18 protein-coding genes and 2 pseudogenes are annotated in these 19,594 nt (G+C 32.3%); 10 read left to right on the forward strand and 10 right to left on the reverse strand.

The window, feature by feature from the left end; all coding sequences use genetic code 11:
• Positions 1-495 precede the first annotated feature (495 nt).
• The 5 genes from LXM54_RS27020 to LXM54_RS27040 all read right to left on the reverse strand — a co-directional run bounded on the left by LXM54_RS27020 (position 496) and on the right by LXM54_RS27040 (position 5,176).
• Positions 496-1,785 (reverse strand): right-handed parallel beta-helix repeat-containing protein, encoded by a 1,290-nt coding sequence (locus tag LXM54_RS27020; protein WP_233319361.1) that lies wholly within the window; start codon positions 1,783-1,785, stop codon positions 496-498.
• A gap of 331 nt (positions 1,786-2,116) precedes the next feature.
• Positions 2,117-2,314 carry a hypothetical protein gene (locus LXM54_RS27025; RefSeq protein ID WP_233319364.1) on the reverse strand — a complete coding sequence of 66 codons (198 nt, stop codon included), beginning with the start codon at positions 2,312-2,314 and terminating at the stop codon, positions 2,117-2,119.
• Positions 2,315-2,371: 57 nt separating this feature from the next.
• Positions 2,372-2,728, reverse strand: coding sequence for a response regulator (locus tag LXM54_RS27030; RefSeq protein ID WP_325169601.1), 357 nt, complete (start codon positions 2,726-2,728; stop codon positions 2,372-2,374).
• A 117-nt stretch (positions 2,729-2,845) separates the two neighbouring features.
• Positions 2,846-3,658: a flagellin N-terminal helical domain-containing protein gene (locus LXM54_RS27035; protein WP_233319370.1), complete on the reverse strand. Its 813-nt coding sequence runs from the start codon at positions 3,656-3,658 to the stop codon at positions 2,846-2,848.
• A gap of 1,236 nt (positions 3,659-4,894) precedes the next feature.
• Entirely contained in the window at positions 4,895-5,176 is a 282-nt protein-coding gene (locus tag LXM54_RS27040) for a hypothetical protein (RefSeq protein WP_233319372.1), read from the reverse strand.
• A 583-nt stretch (positions 5,177-5,759) separates the two neighbouring features.
• Between LXM54_RS27040 and LXM54_RS27045 the strand changes: the two genes are divergently transcribed.
• The 6 genes from LXM54_RS27045 (at position 5,760) to LXM54_RS27070 (ending at position 10,663) form a co-directional block, all read left to right on the forward strand.
• Positions 5,760-6,551, forward strand: a complete 792-nt coding sequence (locus LXM54_RS27045; RefSeq protein ID WP_233319374.1) for a hypothetical protein — start codon at positions 5,760-5,762, stop codon at positions 6,549-6,551.
• A gap of 329 nt (positions 6,552-6,880) precedes the next feature.
• On the forward strand, positions 6,881-7,132 hold the full coding sequence (locus tag LXM54_RS27050) for a hypothetical protein (protein ID WP_233319376.1): 252 nt from the start codon (positions 6,881-6,883) through the stop codon (positions 7,130-7,132).
• Complete coding sequence (locus LXM54_RS27055; protein ID WP_233319378.1) at positions 7,125-8,675, forward strand: insertion element protein; 1,551 nt, start codon at positions 7,125-7,127, stop codon at positions 8,673-8,675. The genes LXM54_RS27050 and LXM54_RS27055 overlap by 8 nt, the downstream gene beginning before the upstream one ends.
• Entirely contained in the window at positions 8,666-9,046 is a 381-nt protein-coding gene (locus LXM54_RS27060) for a hypothetical protein (RefSeq protein ID WP_233319380.1), read from the forward strand. Before LXM54_RS27055 ends, LXM54_RS27060 begins: the two co-directional genes overlap by 10 nt.
• A 151-nt stretch (positions 9,047-9,197) precedes the next feature.
• Positions 9,198-9,932, forward strand: a complete 735-nt coding sequence (locus tag LXM54_RS27065; protein WP_233319382.1) for an ABC transporter ATP-binding protein — start codon at positions 9,198-9,200, stop codon at positions 9,930-9,932.
• Positions 9,929-10,663, forward strand: coding sequence for an ABC transporter permease (locus LXM54_RS27070; RefSeq protein ID WP_233319384.1), 735 nt, complete (start codon positions 9,929-9,931; stop codon positions 10,661-10,663). The genes LXM54_RS27065 and LXM54_RS27070 overlap by 4 nt, the downstream gene beginning before the upstream one ends.
• Before the next feature lie 168 nt (positions 10,664-10,831).
• Here LXM54_RS27070 and LXM54_RS27075 read toward each other — a convergent pair whose 3' ends face one another.
• From LXM54_RS27075 to LXM54_RS27090, 4 genes and pseudogenes are all read right to left on the reverse strand, one after another.
• A complete protein-coding gene (locus LXM54_RS27075; protein ID WP_233319388.1) occupies positions 10,832-11,611 on the reverse strand; it encodes a hypothetical protein in 780 nt (259 codons plus the stop codon).
• Positions 11,612-11,989: 378 nt separating this feature from the next.
• Positions 11,990-12,480 (reverse strand): annotated as a pseudogene (locus tag LXM54_RS27080) (DUF1349 domain-containing protein).
• Positions 12,481-12,545: 65 nt separating this feature from the next.
• Positions 12,546-13,325, reverse strand: a complete 780-nt coding sequence (locus LXM54_RS27085; RefSeq protein ID WP_233319392.1) for an HAD family hydrolase — start codon at positions 13,323-13,325, stop codon at positions 12,546-12,548.
• A 533-nt stretch (positions 13,326-13,858) separates the two neighbouring features.
• Positions 13,859-14,407: a GrpB family protein gene (locus LXM54_RS27090; protein ID WP_233319395.1), complete on the reverse strand. Its 549-nt coding sequence runs from the start codon at positions 14,405-14,407 to the stop codon at positions 13,859-13,861.
• A 417-nt stretch (positions 14,408-14,824) separates the two neighbouring features.
• On the opposite strand from LXM54_RS27090, the gene LXM54_RS27095 reads away from it, so the two are divergent.
• The 4 genes from LXM54_RS27095 to LXM54_RS27110 all read left to right on the forward strand — a co-directional run bounded on the left by LXM54_RS27095 (position 14,825) and on the right by LXM54_RS27110 (position 18,633).
• The gene (locus LXM54_RS27095) at positions 14,825-15,382 is read left to right on the forward strand and encodes a recombinase family protein (RefSeq protein ID WP_127738745.1); all 558 of its coding nucleotides are present in this window, start codon (positions 14,825-14,827) and stop codon (positions 15,380-15,382) included.
• A 57-nt stretch (positions 15,383-15,439) separates the two neighbouring features.
• Complete coding sequence (locus LXM54_RS27100) at positions 15,440-16,885, forward strand: Mu transposase C-terminal domain-containing protein (RefSeq protein ID WP_233319397.1); 1,446 nt, start codon at positions 15,440-15,442, stop codon at positions 16,883-16,885.
• Positions 16,878-17,687, forward strand: coding sequence for an AAA family ATPase (locus LXM54_RS27105; protein WP_233319399.1), 810 nt, complete (start codon positions 16,878-16,880; stop codon positions 17,685-17,687). Before LXM54_RS27100 ends, LXM54_RS27105 begins: the two co-directional genes overlap by 8 nt.
• 316 nt (positions 17,688-18,003) lie before the next feature.
• Positions 18,004-18,633, forward strand: a complete 630-nt coding sequence (locus tag LXM54_RS27110) for a recombinase family protein (RefSeq protein ID WP_233319401.1) — start codon at positions 18,004-18,006, stop codon at positions 18,631-18,633.
• A gap of 393 nt (positions 18,634-19,026) precedes the next feature.
• On the opposite strand, the pseudogene LXM54_RS27115 reads toward LXM54_RS27110, so the two are convergent.
• A pseudogene (locus tag LXM54_RS27115) lies at positions 19,027-19,594 on the reverse strand (alpha/beta fold hydrolase); the annotation flags it as partial.

Consider the following 19,594-nt stretch of genomic DNA (forward strand, 5'->3'; position numbering starts at 1 on the left):
ACCTTCACTATTAAGTGGGGGTTTAATTTGTTATTTTGGTGCTTTTAGATAGAAGCGTTTGAAATTATCGCCCCCTGTTCACACCGTACGTACGACTTTCACCGCAAACGGCGGCTTTCGGAAATTGCTGTACCATAATTCCCAATAACAGAATACATTATAAGACTAAAGTGTTACATCATTAATTTATCAAGGGTTGATTCTGTTCATTCAGTTACATCCTGATAAAATGACATTGGTACAGGAATTTTTTTGAAAAATAGAAAAAATTATTAAGTAACAGCTCCTTAATACATTAATTTGCACTATATTTTATTGAACACTCCCCCACTTTATTATTACTATTAGAATAGAGTATTCACTTTTTATGAAAATCCACCGATTAATTTAAGGGTATTTATTCACAAAAACTCTCTTCATTATAGTAGCTGTCACTTTAGCAACATAAAAATCCAGCTGCCTTTCTTGGCAACTGGATTTCTCCACAAAAAACAATTATTTATCAGCAAGATAACCTAAATTATATTTATACAACGGACTTGTTTCTACTGGAAGCATAAACGTGACATCTGGTAAACTTCCATCAGGTTTTCTCGGATTAGATAATTGCGAAACATCTAAACTAACAAAATCTTCTGGAGTGATTTTCAGCCCCCCGTCTATAGTCCAAGAGTTATTCGTTACGTTTTCCTGCTTATTATTATCATTTTTGATTAATGTACCTTTATAAGCAATATTATTATGCAAGACCTCTCTGTAACCTGGGATGTTAGTTATATCAGTCGGACTCACGCGTTCTAGCATATTGAAGTTTGAACTTCCATTATTATACGCTGTGTTGTTTGTCCAAATAGCTGCTTGTCCTGGTTGATGATTAGCATAAAATCCGTTAGCGCCATTATTAACAGATAAAGAATACCTAACTATATGGACTGGTACTGGATCAGGTATTCCCGTTGTTCTATAAGCATATCCACCAACTTTAAATCCATTTTTGTCCCCTTTACGATCCTGATTACCTCTATTATTAAAAGCCCAAGCATGGTCATAAATTACTTGTCCTTTTGAACTGATATTGTCATATCCGTCATCACTATTGTTCCATGCACGGGTGCCGATAAACGACACGGCTCCTCCGTGAGCCCCAAAACCATCTATATTACCAGCTGATGCATCAGTTGGGCCAATATTGTTATAAGAATCACTATTTAGAACTGTTCCAGTTCCATTTCCAGTATAGTAAAATCCTACTGCTTCATTATCATGAGCAGACATATTTTCAAAATCCGCCTGCCCCGTAATTCTAAAGGCTTCCGATTGTCCGTGATTGCCTACTTTAATTCCTATTACTTCAAACCCTTTAAAAGTTATATCAGTTGCATTTTTTTCCACATAAAATGCAGCCACTCTTAAATTTGTTGGGACATTTTTGAAGTCAAAAATCGGTCTTTCTCCAGGGTAAGCTTCATATGTAATCCCACTTTTATTAAAAGCATGTACATAATTATAAGTTTTATCTGTTTTTGCAATATTGAAATCAGTATAAGTGCCTTCACGGATATATACTGTATCACCAGCTGATGCAGCCGATTGTGCTTTCATTAAACTTTTAAATGGCATGCTTTTAGTTCCTTCGTTACTATCACTTCCATTTGGAGAAACGTAGTAAGCCGTTCCTACTGTATTTTCCTTTACTGTCGTTTCAGCAGCATAAGCAAAATCTGTTATAAACAGCGTCATAATCATACAAAATGTTAAAAAAACTTTTAAACTTATTTTTCTCAAAATAAATTCATTCCCTTCTCAGTTTAATTTTATTGGGTAAAGATAATAAAACTTCTAAATAATTTCACCTATGATTGCATCTTTTGCGCTATAGGTATAGCTATCTCCCCTTTGGTTTCGTACCTTTGGAAGGTTTAGAGTTGTTGATGTCTAAATAATTGTTTGACTAGAGAAAGTAATTTCTAGTTGTTTCTTATTAAATTCCATTTTTTACAAACTTAACAAACGATAGGCTAAATTCATAAATTTAGAAGTGAAGATAATAATGTATATATATTTAGGATTTATTACAAATTATTTTGCTTGAAATATTAATAAACAAAGGTTTACTTTAGATATATTCTTTGTTAGGTAAAACTAATATTGGTTCTCTTATAAGTGATAAATCAAACATACTTAGTTTTCTAATAGTTCTTATCTCTTCACCATAAGAACCATATCTTTTTAATGTATCTCCAGCTGTTCTTTCATCATTTGCAATTAAAATGATGGTTCTTTGAGTTGTAGTAATTAAAAAAAATTTTTTCACGATTTTACCAATCTTTCTAGTATATATTCACATTTTTATTCACTGGAATTATAAGAATTATAAAGCTTTGGTAATAGCACTATTGAATCTTTCAGGATTAAAAGGCTTAACGATAAAATCTATTGCACCTTCTTTAAGTGCTTCTAATACTTTATCCTTTTGTCCCATTGAGGAGCAGATTATTATTTTGGCATCTCTACTATATTTTTTAATTTCTTTTATAGCCTCTATACCTGTCATTTCTGGCATTACAATATCCATTATGGTTAAATCTGGTTTTAGGTAGATAAATTGTTTAATTGCTTCTCGGCCATTTGATGCCTCACCTACTACCTCGTGTCCTAATTTTGTAACCATCTCTTTTATTTGCATCCTCATGAAAGATGCATCATCTGTAACCAAAATTTTAGCCAACTTTAATCTCCATTTCATGTATATTAATTAGCATTAATTTAACAATGGTGAATATTTTGAAAAAAAAATCCTGATTACAAGAGATTGTCATATAGACAATCTCTTGTAAATAATCAATTATTGTAATAATTGTAAAACACCTTGTGGTTGTTGCATTGCTTGAGCAAGCATTGCTTGAGAAGCTTGAGCAAGAATCGATCCCTTCGTTTGATTCATCATTTCTTTTGCCATATCTGTGTCACGGATACGAGATTCCGCAGCAGTCAGATTCTCAGAAGAAGTATCCAAGTTATTAATGGTATGCTCTAAACGATTTTGTAAAGCACCTAAGTTAGCACGTTGATTAGCTACCGTTTCAATAGCCGTATCAAGTGCAGAAATGGAGGCGCTAGCTAAAGCATTTGTACCCACACTAATTGCACCTGAGATTCCTAATCCTGTAGCATCCATGGAGCTAATGGAGAAATTCACCACTTGACCAGAGTTAGCTCCGATTTGAAGCGTAGCAGAGAAAGAACCATCTAATAAATTTTGCGTATTAAATTCCGTCGTATCGGCAATACGATCTAGTTCTTCTGTCAATTGGTTTAGTTCTGTTTGAATTTGATTCTTGTCGTCCGTAGTATTTGTGTCGTTACCACCTTGAACAGATAGTTCACGCATACGCTGTAGAATCGCATGTGTTTCATTTAATGCACCTTCAGCAGTTTGAATTAAAGATATTCCATCTTGAGAGTTTCGTGATGCTGCATCCAATCCTCGGATTTGTCCGCGCATTTTCTCAGAAATAGCTAGACCTGCGGCGTCATCTCCCGCACGATTAATGCGTTGTCCTGATGATAGTTTTTCCATTGATTTTGACTGTGAATTGTTTGCAGAACTTAAGGAACGATATGTATTTAGTGCTGCAATATTATGATTAATTCTCATATATAGCTATTCCTCCATAACAGTATTTGTACCTTACGTCTAAGGTTTTTTGATTTGACATGTCAACTATCTAACCAGCCAGTCAAATATATATTCGGTCGATCATTTAGTAAACTTTAGTTACAAAGATAAAGATGGTAACAAAGTAATGTTTTACCAATAATTATAAGTATATTTAATAGGTTTAAAGTACTTGTTTTGTTAAATCTCAAACCTAGATTTTATGGATTGAGAAAGTACTGTAAAGAGGTTAATATAATCATTTATACGGTTAAAATAATGATTATTAATAGAGTTTCAAACAAACATATAGTAATAAATACTTATTAACTTAAAAAACAATTAAGCATTTATCACTATAAAGAAAATCGGGAAAATGGCGAAATAATTAGGGATAGATGGAATAAAGAAATGTTTTTTAATGCGGTAAGAGTATTTTGCACCTTTTGGTAATTGTGGATTTTTTGCTCAGGGATCCCTTTACATATAAATGAATATTTTAGGAGGTATGTTTTAATTAACAATAGGCTATTAAAGAAAGATTATAGAGGTATAGTTAATTTATTTAGGTAGTGAAATGACGGATACGCGATCCGAAAATTTATTAAGTAACAAAACTCCATTACAGAATTACTTTCTCAATGCTATGGCACTTGTTGCTATAGTATTTTTTCATTAAGCATAGTGTTTAGCAGATATAAATATTCCTTATATAGTACAAAAAGATCCGAATAGAGATGTCTATTCGGATCTTCTTCGTATCTTACTACACTAATAAGGAATTGGATTTAATGTTAAATCACAATCCATATCATATCACGAGTTTTGTAACAAATAAGAACTTCTATAAAATTAATTTATAAACTAACATAACAGAGAATTATTTTTCATAAAAAAAGAGTATACTGCTTGTGTATACTCTAATAATATAATATGGAAGGTAATAAAGGAGAATACTGGATATAGAAAGCAGAGTTAATAATTTGACACCTGTATTCCATACACACTATAATCTTTTTCTTTAGTATTATTAATGAACGGCACTTGTCCTAATATCCATATAGAATATTTTTTAAATTTTATTCACCATTTTCTTTTATGTGAATAGTATACAACTGGGCATAGTTTTTAAAGGTATTCCCACTCAATACACACCTTGTTTCCCACACATATAGTGGGTTTTTTAAATTTCTAGATATTTCAACTATTTGTTTTCAATACCCCACTAAAATATCCTTAACAATTTTCTTTATCGAAATTCGCCAATCTTTTATGTGATTGTTTAGAGCTTTCCTCTAATCTTGTAATACGTTCACTAAGTTGATTCATTTGTTTTTCGTTCGTACGTAGATCGATTCTAATGTCATCTACGCCCTTACCAATATAATCTAGTCTAGTTTTTATTTCTGTATTATTTTGAATATCAGTTTTAATCACTTTTGTACGATTCATCTGATATGTGAAAAAACTAATCGTTAATCCAATAATTGCAATGATAATTCCTAGCTCTGTTGACATCTATTTCCTCCCTTTATTCTTTAATAATTAAGTAATATATTATATTCAAGTTTTTTTTTATCGCATAAACCTTTCTATTATTTTTATTTAAATTATGTTTTTTTGTGTATTCTCCAAACTAGGCATATAATCCTAGTCTGTAGTATAATGGATACATAACTACTTTTAAGCGAAGTAGTTATCACACCGATCAACCCCTTCACTAGTTAAATGAAGGGGCTAATTGTTAAATGGAGGCGCTAGAATGAAACACACTATCACACCAGATAAAATATATTTTTATAGCGATCTTAAAAGACGTAGGACTTGTATTATTGTATTATAAAAAAAATACGGTTATTTCAAATAAAGAATATCTTTATTTGAAATAACCGTATTTGAAATTTCAGCACTGTTCGCACAGTGAAAATAAATTTACAGTACTGTTTTCACAGTAAAGAAATTTAGAAGCATAATGCTATTTGCACAGCAGTACACTTACTTTTCCTCATTTATAATACTATTTGCACAGTAAAATAACCAAATGGGATATTTATATAATATAATATCTATATATATAATGTCAAACGTAAGGGGAATTTTAATGAGTAGACCACATTTAGGGACTGTACATAAAAAAATTTTTTTTGATGAGAGTGGTAAAGACCAAGATTATCCGATTTTAATGGGCGCATTCTCAATCCCAGCAGAAATTTACACTTCAGCAGATTTTAATAATATTCAAGGCACTAAGTCTCATTGGGTTAATTTTAACAAAAAAGAAGATATGAAAAATTTATTAAACGTTATTTCAAAATATTATGAAGTTGTTGATATTAATGTTATTAACTATAACTATGAAGCTGTAATGGAAGACGTACGATCACGCTTTCTCGATGAAAAAGATGTAAAGTACTTTTCTAATAAGGCTATTTACGCTAAATTCCCAGAACGTATTTTTTACGGTCTTTTAATAAATTATCCTCAATATGTACGTGTTGATGTAGAAGTTGTCATAGAAAATAGTACGGAATATGATACAGGTACAGTTAAAGAAGTTGTTGAAAAAGAGTTAAACGTGCAAGGTATTTATAGAGGCGAGGCATTTAAGGTAAGTAATGTTCGTTTAGAAGGAAAAGGTGTAGATGTTGGCTTAGAAATAATCGATTTATTATTAGGTATTATGCGAATGATTATAACTAATCAATCAGATAGCGCACGTAAAAGAAAAAAGAATAAATTTATTATAAGCTTATTAAAGGAAAACCCTGAATTTAAAAAGTTATTAGAAAGAGTAAGATTTTTCGAATGGAATCATAATGAAGCCTTGAAAGAGGTTAATTTTTCTAAATATATAGAAATATTTTTAGCAAGTAATAAAGAATTATGGTGGTAATTCTTTAAACAAAAGAAAATATTATGGACAATGGAGCAAAATAGAACAATAAAAAAATAACCACTTTACTGAGTAACGGGTTCGGTTATTGGGGAGAAAACATTAAATAACATCCTAATTAGGGACACCATTCACATATGAATTGGTGTCCCCTTTTTTGTTGTTATATCAATGTTTTAATGGGTTTAACACACTAATTATCAAATCAATATGCAAACAATTTAACAACACCGCATAAATTTATGTGGTGTTGTTGAAACCTATGCTAAAACTGTTGCGAATTGGATATTCTAAATGTATAACCAATTTAAGACAGGAGACTGATAAGGATGAAGTTCATTAAACCTAAAAATCACAATGCAGAAAAGGTAGATTGGCTCATATCAGAACGGGCAAGAAATATCGTAAAAAGCTATGCAGAGTACACCGAGCATAGCGAGAATGAAGTGGTCAATTTATTTCTTCTCAACCTTTTAGAAGATGAAGATTTTATCGCTTGGATTGAAAACAAGAGGAATAACAGAAGGATGGTTAAGCAACTTGGAATTGAAGATTTAGTAGGTGACGAAAAGATTGGCTAAATTAAAGCGATTGGCTACCAAAGAAGATAATTTAGTTGAGGTTTTATCCCCTCTTTCAAAAAGTGAAATTGGGGATAGAACGAAAGATTATGATGTATTAACACCTAAGCAGTTTGGAACAAAGTATAAAGATTTGCTGTTCACACCTACTGAATTTACTTGGAATGGCAATACGCATCAAATTCAATATAATCATTGTGCCAACCCGTATTGTAGGTATCACGGAATGCCCCAAACAAAGTTTACAACAAAAGGAAAGCCTGCTCGCTATAAACTGACTGGAACCTCAAATCACAAGTCTATCAAATGCAATCCCGACCCAACAAGAGTAACAGGTGACGCTGTATTAGGCTGTTACTCTTCCACTCTTTCCAATTGGTCTGTCGCACAAGAAATACAGCGATTGGTACAAATCAATTCTGTTAAAGACAAAGAAGAAGAATATAACTTTCATAAAGATGGTTGTATCGCAGAAGAATCCACACCTTTTGATGAGCCTAGTGGGTTTTATAAACAAGGAAAAAGTAGATTAGGGATGCAACGGTATCAGTGTAAAGTTTGCAAAAAGAAAACGGCTCTGACTCCTAAAAGAGATAACTCTATCACATATAATCAAAAACGAAGCGATATTCATCACCTTTTCGCTAAATTGTTATTAAGTCGGACACCCGTTACGAGAACCTGTGAAATTCTAGAAATAGGCAGAGGAACTTATTATGATAAATTAGAGTTCCTTTATCGTAGGTGCTTAGAATTTTTAGAACGACACGAAACCAAACCACTTCAAAATCTAGAGTTTAAAGAAATGTGGCTCAATTCCGATAAGATGACCTATTATCTAAATAATGTTCGTCAAAAAGGAATGGGTGGCAGCCGTTACGATGATGTGGAAGAAAATCAATTTCCAACCAACATTTTGGTTTCAGCAGATGTATTATCAAGATATGTTTTTCGCAGTGATGTAGGATATGATTGGGAAATCACATTAGGAGATATTGTCCTTGATACGGTATTACAAAAAGAGGACCATTTAAACGAGTTTGCAAAAAAGTACGCTAGATACCCGAAGTATTCGCACTACCCTATGCCGCCTTCAGCAAACGATACACAAAGTCAATCTGACTATTATAAAGAGTTGGCACAGGTGGTACGGAGAATGAAATATACAGATGGATTACACATTGGTTCGACTTATACGACGGTTGCACATTTATGGCTTATTAAACACCTTGTAAAAGCCTCAGAGTGGCGTTTTGTGACCGATGAGGACAATTCTCTTATGACCTCTATCAATCGTGTCTTCTCGAAGGAAATTCGTCTTAGCGATGCTCATCATTTTTTGTGCCAAACAGATAAATCTAAAACTAGAAAACAAGCTCGTGAAGAATTTGTGCAAGCGAGAGCAGATTTAGTTGATTGGGGAACGATGCGAGGGTATGGAACAAGGTCTCTAAGGAAGTTGGCATTTCTACAATTACAAGAATTGTTCGAACACCATCATTTCCACAAGGAAGTATCTCCAGTTCTTCAGGGATGTATTTAGAATATGCGGATAAACCTATCTTACATCCTCTTGCTACTATTGATAGAGGATTGCGTTCCGTAGATTGTACAACAAACCTTTCTTCATTGGAACCGAAAGATGTGGCTTCCTTGATAATGAATATCAATGACAACGCAACCAATACTTTTATTCAACACATTCGAAGAAGGTTATCCATTTTAGAAAGACCTTTAACAACTGCTCGTGGAGATGGGAAAAGTTATATCTATTCCAATTTTAATCCGAAGTATGCTCAAATGGCATTGACCATACTTCGCACCTACTACAACTTTTGCTTTTCTTATAAAACAAAAAATGAAGTTGGCACACCAGCACAAAGATTAGGAATTGAAAATAAATTTATGACTTAAAAGACATAATATATTTGCGATAGGAAAAGGGAGTGAACTTATATAAAGCTCCTATCGCAAATATTATTAATATGAATATTGAGTCGATTTTAAAGGAAATATGTATAATTATGTTAAAATCATAATAATAGAAAAATAAGGGGGAATTTATTTGCAAGCAATAGAAACTACCAATCTTGTAAAAAAATATGGAGATAAAATCGTAGTAAATTCGTTAAATCTTACAGTAGAAAAAGGTGAACTTTTCGCTTTGCTCGGTGGGAACGGTGCAGGAAAAACTACTACAATTAAAATGCTATCCTGCCTTAGCAAACCTACGAGCGGAGACGCAATTATTCTTGGTGAAAGTGTTGTATCGAATCCTAAAGATGTTAAAAGCAAAATTAATATCTCGCCACAAGAAAATGCTGTTGCATCTAATTTAACTGTTAGAGAAAATCTAGAACTAATTGCTGGAATATATGGTAATGACAAAAATGCAGCACTCTCAAAAGTAGATGAAATCATTTCAACTTTCGGTCTTACTGCTGTTGCTAAAGACAAAGCGAAAACATTATCAGGAGGATGGCAGCGTAGATTGAGCATTGCGATGGCACTTGTCTCTGAGCCACAGATACTTTTTCTTGATGAACCAACTCTAGGACTTGATGTTATTGCAAGAAGAGAGTTGTGGACTGCCATAGAAAGATTGAAAGGCAAAATTACTATTATCCTTACAACTCATTATATGGAAGAAGCTGAATCTCTTTCAGACAGAATTGGAGTTATGGTAAATGGTAGATTAAAGGCAATTGGAACAGCAGAAGAACTAAAGAAATTAACAAATGCTGAAAAATTTGAAGATGCCTTTATTGCACTTGTTTCTGAATCGGAGGTGAGTTCTTGAAAACTCTAGCACTTGTTACACGAAATCGAAAAGAGATATTAAGAGACCCAATAAGTTTAGTTTTTTTCATAGGTGTTCCTTTGGTAATGCTAATTATATTATCAGTAATGCAAAAGAATATGCCTTATAATTTGTTTGAAATTGAAAAACTTGCACCAGGGATGGCAGTATTTAGTTTCTCGTTTATTTCGTTATTTTCTGGTATGTTAATTGCCAAAGATAGAAGTAGTTGGTTTTTGACACGTTTATTTGCATCTCCATTGTCTTCATCCGATTTTATTATTGGTTATTCACTGCCACTATTAGCAATAGCCCTATTACAAAGTGCCGTTTGTTTCATAACAGCATTTTTCTTTGGATTATCTATTGATATAAATGTACTGCTAACAATTCTTATACTTATCCCATCTGCTATCCTGTTTATAGGTCTTGGATTACTTCTTGGTTGCGTTTTTAACGACAAGCAAGTAGGTGGTATAGCATCAATGGTTATTATGTTGGTATCTTTTTTAGGTGGCATTTGGTACAACTTAGATATGATGGGCGAAACTTTGAAAACAATATCGAATGTACTTCCTTTTGTTCATTCGGTAAAACTTACGCAATCTGTCTTAAATGGTAGTTATTCGGAAATGAATTCACACATAATATGGGTTTTAGCTTATACGGTTATAGTTTTCGCTACCGCTATACTTGTGTTTAAGAAAAAAATGGACAGTGACAATATATAAAAATTCAAGGATGAAAAAACAGACCTTCAATTATAGAATGGTCTGTTTTTATTTTTATGCTAATTTCTATGCTATTTCTTGTGTGAATCTAATGATAAAACAGGTATTATTTAGTATGCGAATTTGGTTGTAAAATGATATTTTCTCCCCATCAACCGAACCCGTTATTTACTGAGTGGTTATTTTTTCTTTTTTAGAAACTAAATAATCAATTAGCTTACCATAAGCTTGATGACTACCAACATATATAACTTTTAAGCCGTTTAATAATTCTAACTTATGTTTTATTAAATACCAATGATATAGTTCCTGATTATAAAAATTGAATTCTTTTCTAATAGTACCTGGTATTTCTAAGTCACCAATGATAATAATATTTTGATTATCAGGCCTTAACAATATTCGCTCTTGAGGAATTGTATTCAACTCTACAATTATTTTATATTTTCTAGGTTTATTTTCAGCTGCATGTGTGAAAATAAACGAATCAAAGTTAGGTTCCTCATTGGTTTCTTCTTGATGGAACCATATATATTCTTTTCTTTTATCTTTAAACTTCATTACATAGTTTTTAGCTGCACTTTTTTTTGCATGTAATCTAACAAATCCTGTTTTTGTGTAATGTTCATAATCATCTTCAGTCATGGTATTTGAATAATGAATTAGTCTTACATTCTTTAATTGATCGAATTCTTCATTGGAGATAGGATATGCATAATATTTACATCTCTTTCTAAGGAAGAATTCATATCCAAAAATAAATCCTATGACTAGTAATGTTGTAATATAAAGATTGTTTGTTACTAAATATAGTAACCATAATACTACTAATATTATAAGGGCCCCACCGAGAAGGAAAAATGATGTAAATAGAGAAGTTGCTCTTGATCTCCTAGTTCCTATATTTGATTGCACCCTAATAGTGTTGGTTTTATTGTTTGAATTCATCTCTTAGTAATTCCCATTATTCTTGCTCATAAGCCTTTTTTTTAATCGTGTAATTAATGAATCCAATTCTTTATTCACTACCATCTAACTACCTCCATCACAGTTAATTTTGATTATATTTTACTACATCTAACGATTACACCTTACTAACAACTCATGAAATTAGAAATAATAGTCATTTAGACTTATATATCAACCAAAAAGGTGATTGTTCTAAGAATATAATATACATTAGTATTTTTTTGTTTTGAAGTAAATAAGTTCTTCATATTGAATCATACATAGATACATGACTATGTGTGTATGTATGTATGTATGTATGTATGTATGTATGTATGTATGTATGTATGTATGTATGTATGTATGTATGTATGATTCCTACAAATATGCAGTTGTTGGGTCATTATTAAGCTCTTCTATTGTAATAAAGTCAAAACGAACTTTTTGTTCCTTTCCTTGAGGACTGCACGCATAGACTCCTGCTAAAACAGTTGAATCGTCTACAAGATCTAAGTGTGCAATTCTAATTTGGTTCCATACTTCTCCGTCCCAAGAAAATCCACATAACAATTTTGCCCAATCTTGGATATACGATAATATATTTGAACTTCTTTACAGTCTTCATATTGGGTAGACCAATCCGAATAGCCTCTATTGGTAACAACTGCACCTAGTTTGCTTAAACCATCTGGTATGTACTCCAGAGATGTTTTCATCCATATTTCTTCCGAAAATCTAATCATCAGTCCAGCTTGGTCATATTTAGATTTTGGTATAGCCTTAACTCTTGTTGTCATTCTGAAGTCCTTGTTAGTTTTGGTATAGAGAAAATGTCCATTATCAACCTCAAAACCGTATACCCTGAACAAATGATAATACCAAATGGAAGTTTCAGGAATTCCACTTCAAGAAAACGGGTCAGAGTTGTTACTCTTTATAACAATTGATATTTTTGCAACGCAAATAAAATACCATTGGTGGTATGTGACTTTGTTATAAATTCAGCTTTCTCTTTAACTAGTTCATTTGCATTCCCCATAGCGATTCCATGCTTTACTACTTCGAACATGCTAACATCATTATTACCATCTCCAAACGCGTATGTCTCCTCATAATTAGTAAATTCTAATGCCTTATATAGCTCCTTTATCCCGTTCTTTTTAGAATTTCCTTGGTTAACTATTGCCATGGAATACGGACTATCTCGATAAAAAGTCAGATTCCCCGCAAATTCCTTCTCATATAAGACATCTAGCTCTTTATCACTGTTGAATAAATACAACATATAAATATCATTATATTTATAAAATTCTGGTTCTATTGAAGGAAGTGGAGCATGGTCCATTGCATATAATTGGATTGCAGCCTGGTCAATCAGATTTATTTTATATTCCTTTTCTCCATAGTAGGCTAAAGAGTTATTTAATTTTCTTGAAAAGTTATCTAATTCCTGAATCACCTTTAAATCCATCTTATGTTTAATTAAAACTTGATGATTTACTACGATATATTGACCGTTTAAGCTAATATAGGATGATATATTAACCCCCTGTGTAATTCCCAAGATTTCTTGTGGAGATCGTCCACTTGCAATTACACACAAATATCCCTTTTCCTGAAGTTCCTTTAGGATAATTTTATTTTCCTCTGAAATTACAGAGTATTCATTTAAAAGCGTACCATCCAGATCAAAAAAAATGATTCCTTTATACAATTTTGGTTATCTCCTCTCGCAAGAACTAGCATATTACCCAAACTTATTAAACGTATTTAATAAGTATATTTAATGTAACACAATTATTTCTTTCTTTGTGCTATTTTAGTTAAGAAAAAACTGGTCTAAAGTAGACCAGCTTTTTCTAATAGGTAGTTAGGTCATCAAATAGTTCTTTTACAAACATCTCTCAATAAATACTCCTCACAAAATGCAGTTTTACGCAACTAGTGAGCGTTAATCCTTCTTAAATTTAATAAAAAAACGTCATATACCAAGGGTTTAGACGTTTTTATTTTGAAGATTATTAAGCGTTTATCTATATTTAGCGCACACTTGGTCTATAATTCTATTTCTATATCATAAACATAACCTAATAATGAATTTGATGATTAACAATTGCCTTATTAAGTTATCCTTAAACTATCTATTCATGCATCTATTTGTACAAGGTAATTGCTTTGGTAATGAGACATTACAGGATACAATCGAGGCGATTCCCCTAAACTCTTAGGGTGATTAGATGATCAAATTTAATCCCCTCTTATTGCGTTAAAGCCCCCGTTTGTGTATATTTCACTTACGAATTGTTCCTTATAGTCGGTGTGTTCATCAATTCCACCATCTTTTTCTTTTACAAACTCAATTTTTATCCTTTTGTATTGTTCACGTGCTGTTTGGTTGGCATTTAAGTAATCCCTAAAGAAGATTAAATTTTTCCAGAGGTCTTTATTATATTCAACTAAATGAATAAAGTGGGTCTTTTCTTCGTAGGATTCATCAGTAAACTTTGCAAGTACGATTTCATTTGGACGTTGTACTTGAAGTTTTAAAAATCCAGCTTTCTTTAGTCCTTGAAAAATAGTTTTTTCAACATTTTCAATATCATCTACACCCACAACTAAATCCAATATTGGTTTTGCAACCATATCCTTAATAGCTGTGCTTCCTATATGTTCAATTTGTTTTTCCTGAATAGGGGTTGAATTTAGAATATCCTGTTTCACCCTATGAAACTCTTTTTCCCATTCAACGGTATGTGTTTCTAATCTTAACTCATCACGTTTTAGTCCTAGTTTCATTTTAACCACCTCATTCTAAGGGTAACTTAAATGATTCGGCACTGTTACTTAAAATCCTTCTTCCATTAAACTTCCACTCTAATTCCATAAGTAAGGAACAAGCTAATTACTTTTAACTTATCCTTACATAAATTTCCACAATAAAAGAATGTAGAACTATTTCTATTTTATAGGTTATTTCCTAATAAAAGGAAATATCTTGTTTTTGGATGGCATTAAAATTTCTATATTTTCCCTTGTAAAAAAATATCTTAATGTAACAAAAACGGTCATTTTTGTTACAACGATAGTTTTATAGATAATTTTAAGTTTAAATAGCATTCTAGTTGTAACAAAAATATGTAACAAAATTAAAATGTAACAATACTATTTTTACACCTTTTTTGATACAATTAATCAGAAAAGGAAGTGAATTTCATGAAATTCGGTTATATGAGAGTTTCCACTATGGATCAAAATTTAGATCGACAGGAACAACAATTAGTAGAATTTGGATGCGAGAGAATTTTTTTCGAAAAAGTAACAGGTGCGAAACGAAATCGGCCAGAATTAAATCAATTGTTAGAATATTTACGTTCTGGGGATACAGTTGTAGTTACAGATCTTACTAGGCTATCTCGTTCTACTAAAGACTTAATTGAGATTGCTGAACTAATTGCAAAGAAGGGTGCAAATTTAAAAAGTTTGAAAGAATCCTGGCTTGATACTACAACTGCCCATGGAAAAATGCTCTTTACTGTTTTTGCAGGTATTTCACAGTTTGAGCGTGACTTAACTTCTGAGCGAACAAAAGAAGGAATCCTGGCTGCAAGAAAACGAGGGAAAGTACCAGGGAGGCCGCCTATTGATAATGAAAAGATAAATTTTGCTTTTTATTTAATGGAGCAAGGTATAACACTTTCTGAGGCAGCAGATAAAGCTGGTGTATCTAGAATGACTCTTTACCGCAAAATGAATAAAACCAATAACGATTAAAATAGGAATAGAGCAACTATGTAATTAGTTGCTTCCATTTCTCAAGGAGTTGTCTATATGAATGACCTTCCCCCATTAACTTCATTTTCAGAAGAACAAAGACAAAAGGCTATGGATAAATATTGGTTGATTGCTCCTTATCTTAATAAAGAAAAAACGCTCAAAACTATTGCTGAAGAAACTGGCATTACCAAACGAACACTTCACAATTGGCTAAACAAGTATAAACAATTTGGATTAAGGGGCCTGATTCGTAAAGGTCGTACCGATTCGGGAGATTTTAAAGTTGAGAATGATGTATTAGAAGAGATAAAGAACCTAATATTCAATCATAGAAGGAATTCAGTCTCTTCTATCCATAGAATAATATGTGAGGTATGTAAAAAGAAAAATTGGAAACAACCTAGTTATTATCAAGTCTATTCCATTTCAAAATCTCTTTCACCCAGTCTTAAGAAGTTAGCCTATGAAGGGAATAAAGAATATAAAAACAAATATGATTTGATATATCGACGGGAAGCAAACTATCCCAATGAAATATGGCAAGCTGATCATACGCTGCTAGATATTATCGTGTTAAATGAAAAAGGAAAACCAGAAAGGCCTTGGTTAACAATTATCTTAGATGATTATAGTCGAGCAATTGCTGGGTACTTTTTATCCTTTGAATCCCCCACTGCAATAAACACATCATTAGTTTTACACCAAGCAATATGGAAGAAAGGGAATCGTGATTGGCCAATATGCGGCATCCCAGAAAAATTCTACACAGATCACGGAAGTGATTTTACCTCCAAACATTTAGAACAGGTAGCAATTGATTTAAAAATCAACTTAGTCTTTTCGACCGTAGGTGTTCCTAGAGGACGGGGGAAAATTGAAAGGTTTTTTCTAACGGTAAATCAATTGTTTTTGCAAGATTTACCTGGTTACTTAGGTAATCAAACCACCTCGCCCCTTCTCACAATTAAAGAACTTGATGAAAAATTTTCAACCTTCCTTATATATAAGTATCATCATAGGATTCATGGCACAACCAAAATGGAACCAATACATTCTTGGAATAGTTCAGGATTTCTACCTAATATGCCAGAAAGCCTGGAAACTTTGGATTTATTATTACTAAACGTAGCAAAACCAAGAAAAGTTCATTCTGATGGTATCCATTTTCAAGGCATGAGATATATAGATACTAATTTAGCAGCGTATGTTGGTGAAACTGTGATTATTCGTTACAATCCAAGAGATATTGCAGAAATTAGAGTATTTTATCAGGATAAATACATATGTACTGCCATTTCTCCTGAAATCTCTGATTATACCGTAGATCTTAAAGAAATTGTTTCTGCCCGAAATAAAGTAAGAAAAACGCTAAAGAAACAACTAGAACCTAGAAAATCTGTCATAGAAGAAGTGAGAGATTCCAAACAAGAAGAATATACAATTCGTCCAGATAGACCTGATAAAAAGAAGTCAAAACTAAAGAGGTATCTAAATGAATAAGGAGCAAAAATTCATTGAAACAAAAGAATATAAACGTTTTGCAGAATTTTGCGATGCTTGTATTAAATATAAATATATCGGTATTTGTTATGGGGTTCCAGGTGTCGGAAAAACCTTATCTTCAAGGTATTATACAAATTGGGATTATATAGAGAAGCAAATAGCTTATAAAAAAGCAGATGATATTGCTTTAAAAACGGATGGGGCAATTTTAGAAGCTAACACAATTTTTTATACAGCTCCAGCAGTACGAGCTACTAAAATGACAGATAATATCAATACTTTAGGATTTAGAATAAATATGGTAAAGGCGATGTATAAACTACATACTACGGGCGAAGAAGAATATTGTTCAGATTCCTATAAGGATATTGATTTAATCATTGTCGATGAAATTGACCGATTAAAACTACAAAGCTTAGAACAACTTAGGGATATTTATGATCAAAACAACGTAGCAATGATATTTATTGGAATGCCAGGTATTGAAAAGCGGTTAGCTCGTTACCCTCAACTATACTCCAGAATTGGTTTTGCTCATGAGTTTGACAAACTAAGTAAAGATGAAGCCCATCATATACTAGAGTATAAATGGGAAGAGCTTGGACTTTCTATAAAACTTGAAGATTTTTCTGATTATGAAGCCATAAGCAACATCATAAAGATAACAGGAGGGAACTTTAGGCTTATACAGAGACTATTTACACAGATAGAGAGAATTCTTGAAATTAATAAACTTAATACTATAACTACAGATGTTGTTGAAGCCGCAAGAGATAGTTTAGTTATTGGAATTAAATAATAGTAAAAAAGCTATCCTTTATTATGGATAGCTTTTTGTATTAATGAAAAGTAACTATTAAAATAAGTGAAAAATATAACCAAAATTTACAAAACTATGATAAAATCAAGCTAGTAATTGTTCAAACAGGGTTGTTCAGACGGGTTATTTGAATTTCGGCTGTTTCATAATCGAATTACCAGTTTATTGAAATAGAATGTGAATGTTTCGTAATTTTAAATATTCTTAATCTACCAATTTATCGAACTTAATATTTTACATACATTTACGCTTTACCTTACTAGAGCGAATACATAACAAAGGAATGATTTGCAAAATGATTTTTGGTTATGCGAGGGTCAGTACCGTCGACCAGAATTTAGACCGACAAATAAAAGAACTGGAACAATATGGTTGCGAGAGAATTTATCAAGAAAAAGCATCTGGAAAAGATTTTACCCGACCTGTCTTCCAAGAGATGCGTGACAAAATGCGTTTCGGTGATGTGTTAGTCGTACACGATCTTACTCGCTTCGGAAGGAATAAAAATGAAATTATGAATGAATGGAAAAAGTTAATTGATGATGAGATTGATATTGTCGTTCTAAACATGCCGATATTGGACACAAGGAAATATAAAGAATTAGAAGGAATTGGGCAGCTTGTATCGGATATCGTCCTCTCCTTACTATCCTGGATGGCTGAGGAAGATAGAAAAAGAATTCGTGTGGCACAAAGAGAAGGAATCGCCATAGCAAAAACGAAGGGTAAATATAAAGGTGGCGAAAGAATCTACCACAAAGATGCCAAAGGTAAAAATAAAATTATTTATGATGAAATAGTACGGTCCTTGCAAGCAAACGAGAGCGTCCAAGATATTCACAATAAAACAGCTGTATCAAGAAATACTATTTATAAGATTAAAAAAGAAATTGAGAATGAGAAAGATCCTTTGCAAGTATTATAGTTATATTTTTAATCCAAGCTCAGGGACTAACGGTGCTTGGATATTTTTTCTTTCGTTAGAAATTCCTTAGGTACATTATTAATTTTCATTTAATAATATGAGTGCGTAAAATTCCACTTGTACTATCCTTCTTTTACTAACGCCCCCTTTACTTTAAGTATATTTCCTCACAAACTTGTCTCTTTCTCACTTAACTACTGAAGAAATGCTGCAAATAAAGTTTAATATTTGAAACAGAGTATCGATTTCATCATCTAAAAGAGTTGGTAGTGTTTTCACAATAACCAAAGCTGACGACTTTAGTTTCAATCATGTTGCTTAGAAAATAATCATAGTAACTTATAAACCGGCAGATTTACTGAAATCAGTTTATAATAGTTTTTAAGTAATGTTTCAAATTTTCACATTTTCCAAGATGACATGTGCTGTTTCATTTGGGTGACTTAGTGGAAAATGATGCCCATATGGAAGCATCTTGACTTCCCCCAACTTGATAGGGATCTGGTAAGCCTTATCCTGATCACCCCAAATAATTTCAAAATTACTTTTTGCACCAACGTTCATCTCCTTTTCTTCCTTACTCGATGACCATTCATCCAATAAAACGGTCGTATTTAAAATTCTAGGGGAGGTAAAGCTACGTTTAACTTTTGTAATATAATGCACAGGAATTTGCTCAGCAATGGCGAACAATCCTGTTTCCAAGCAATATTTTTCTAACCGACTAAAACTTGCTGTCTTTAACGCCCACTTTTTTATAAGGATTGGAAATTCTGTCGTAACCTTCTTCATCACAGGCGGTTGAAGTAGTGTGACAGAATCCTCTGGACGAAAATAATTATCTTTGTGTGCAGCTATTAACACAAGTGCACCAAATGAATGACCAATAAAGTGAGCACCTTCCACAACCTGCGACAATAAATATTTAACTGTTTGAAGCAAAGCAGTCATCATAGATTTT

It is taken from the genome of Bacillus sp. Au-Bac7 (genome assembly GCF_021341655.1).
In the GTDB taxonomy this organism is placed as follows: domain Bacteria; phylum Bacillota; class Bacilli; order Bacillales; family Cytobacillaceae; genus Niallia.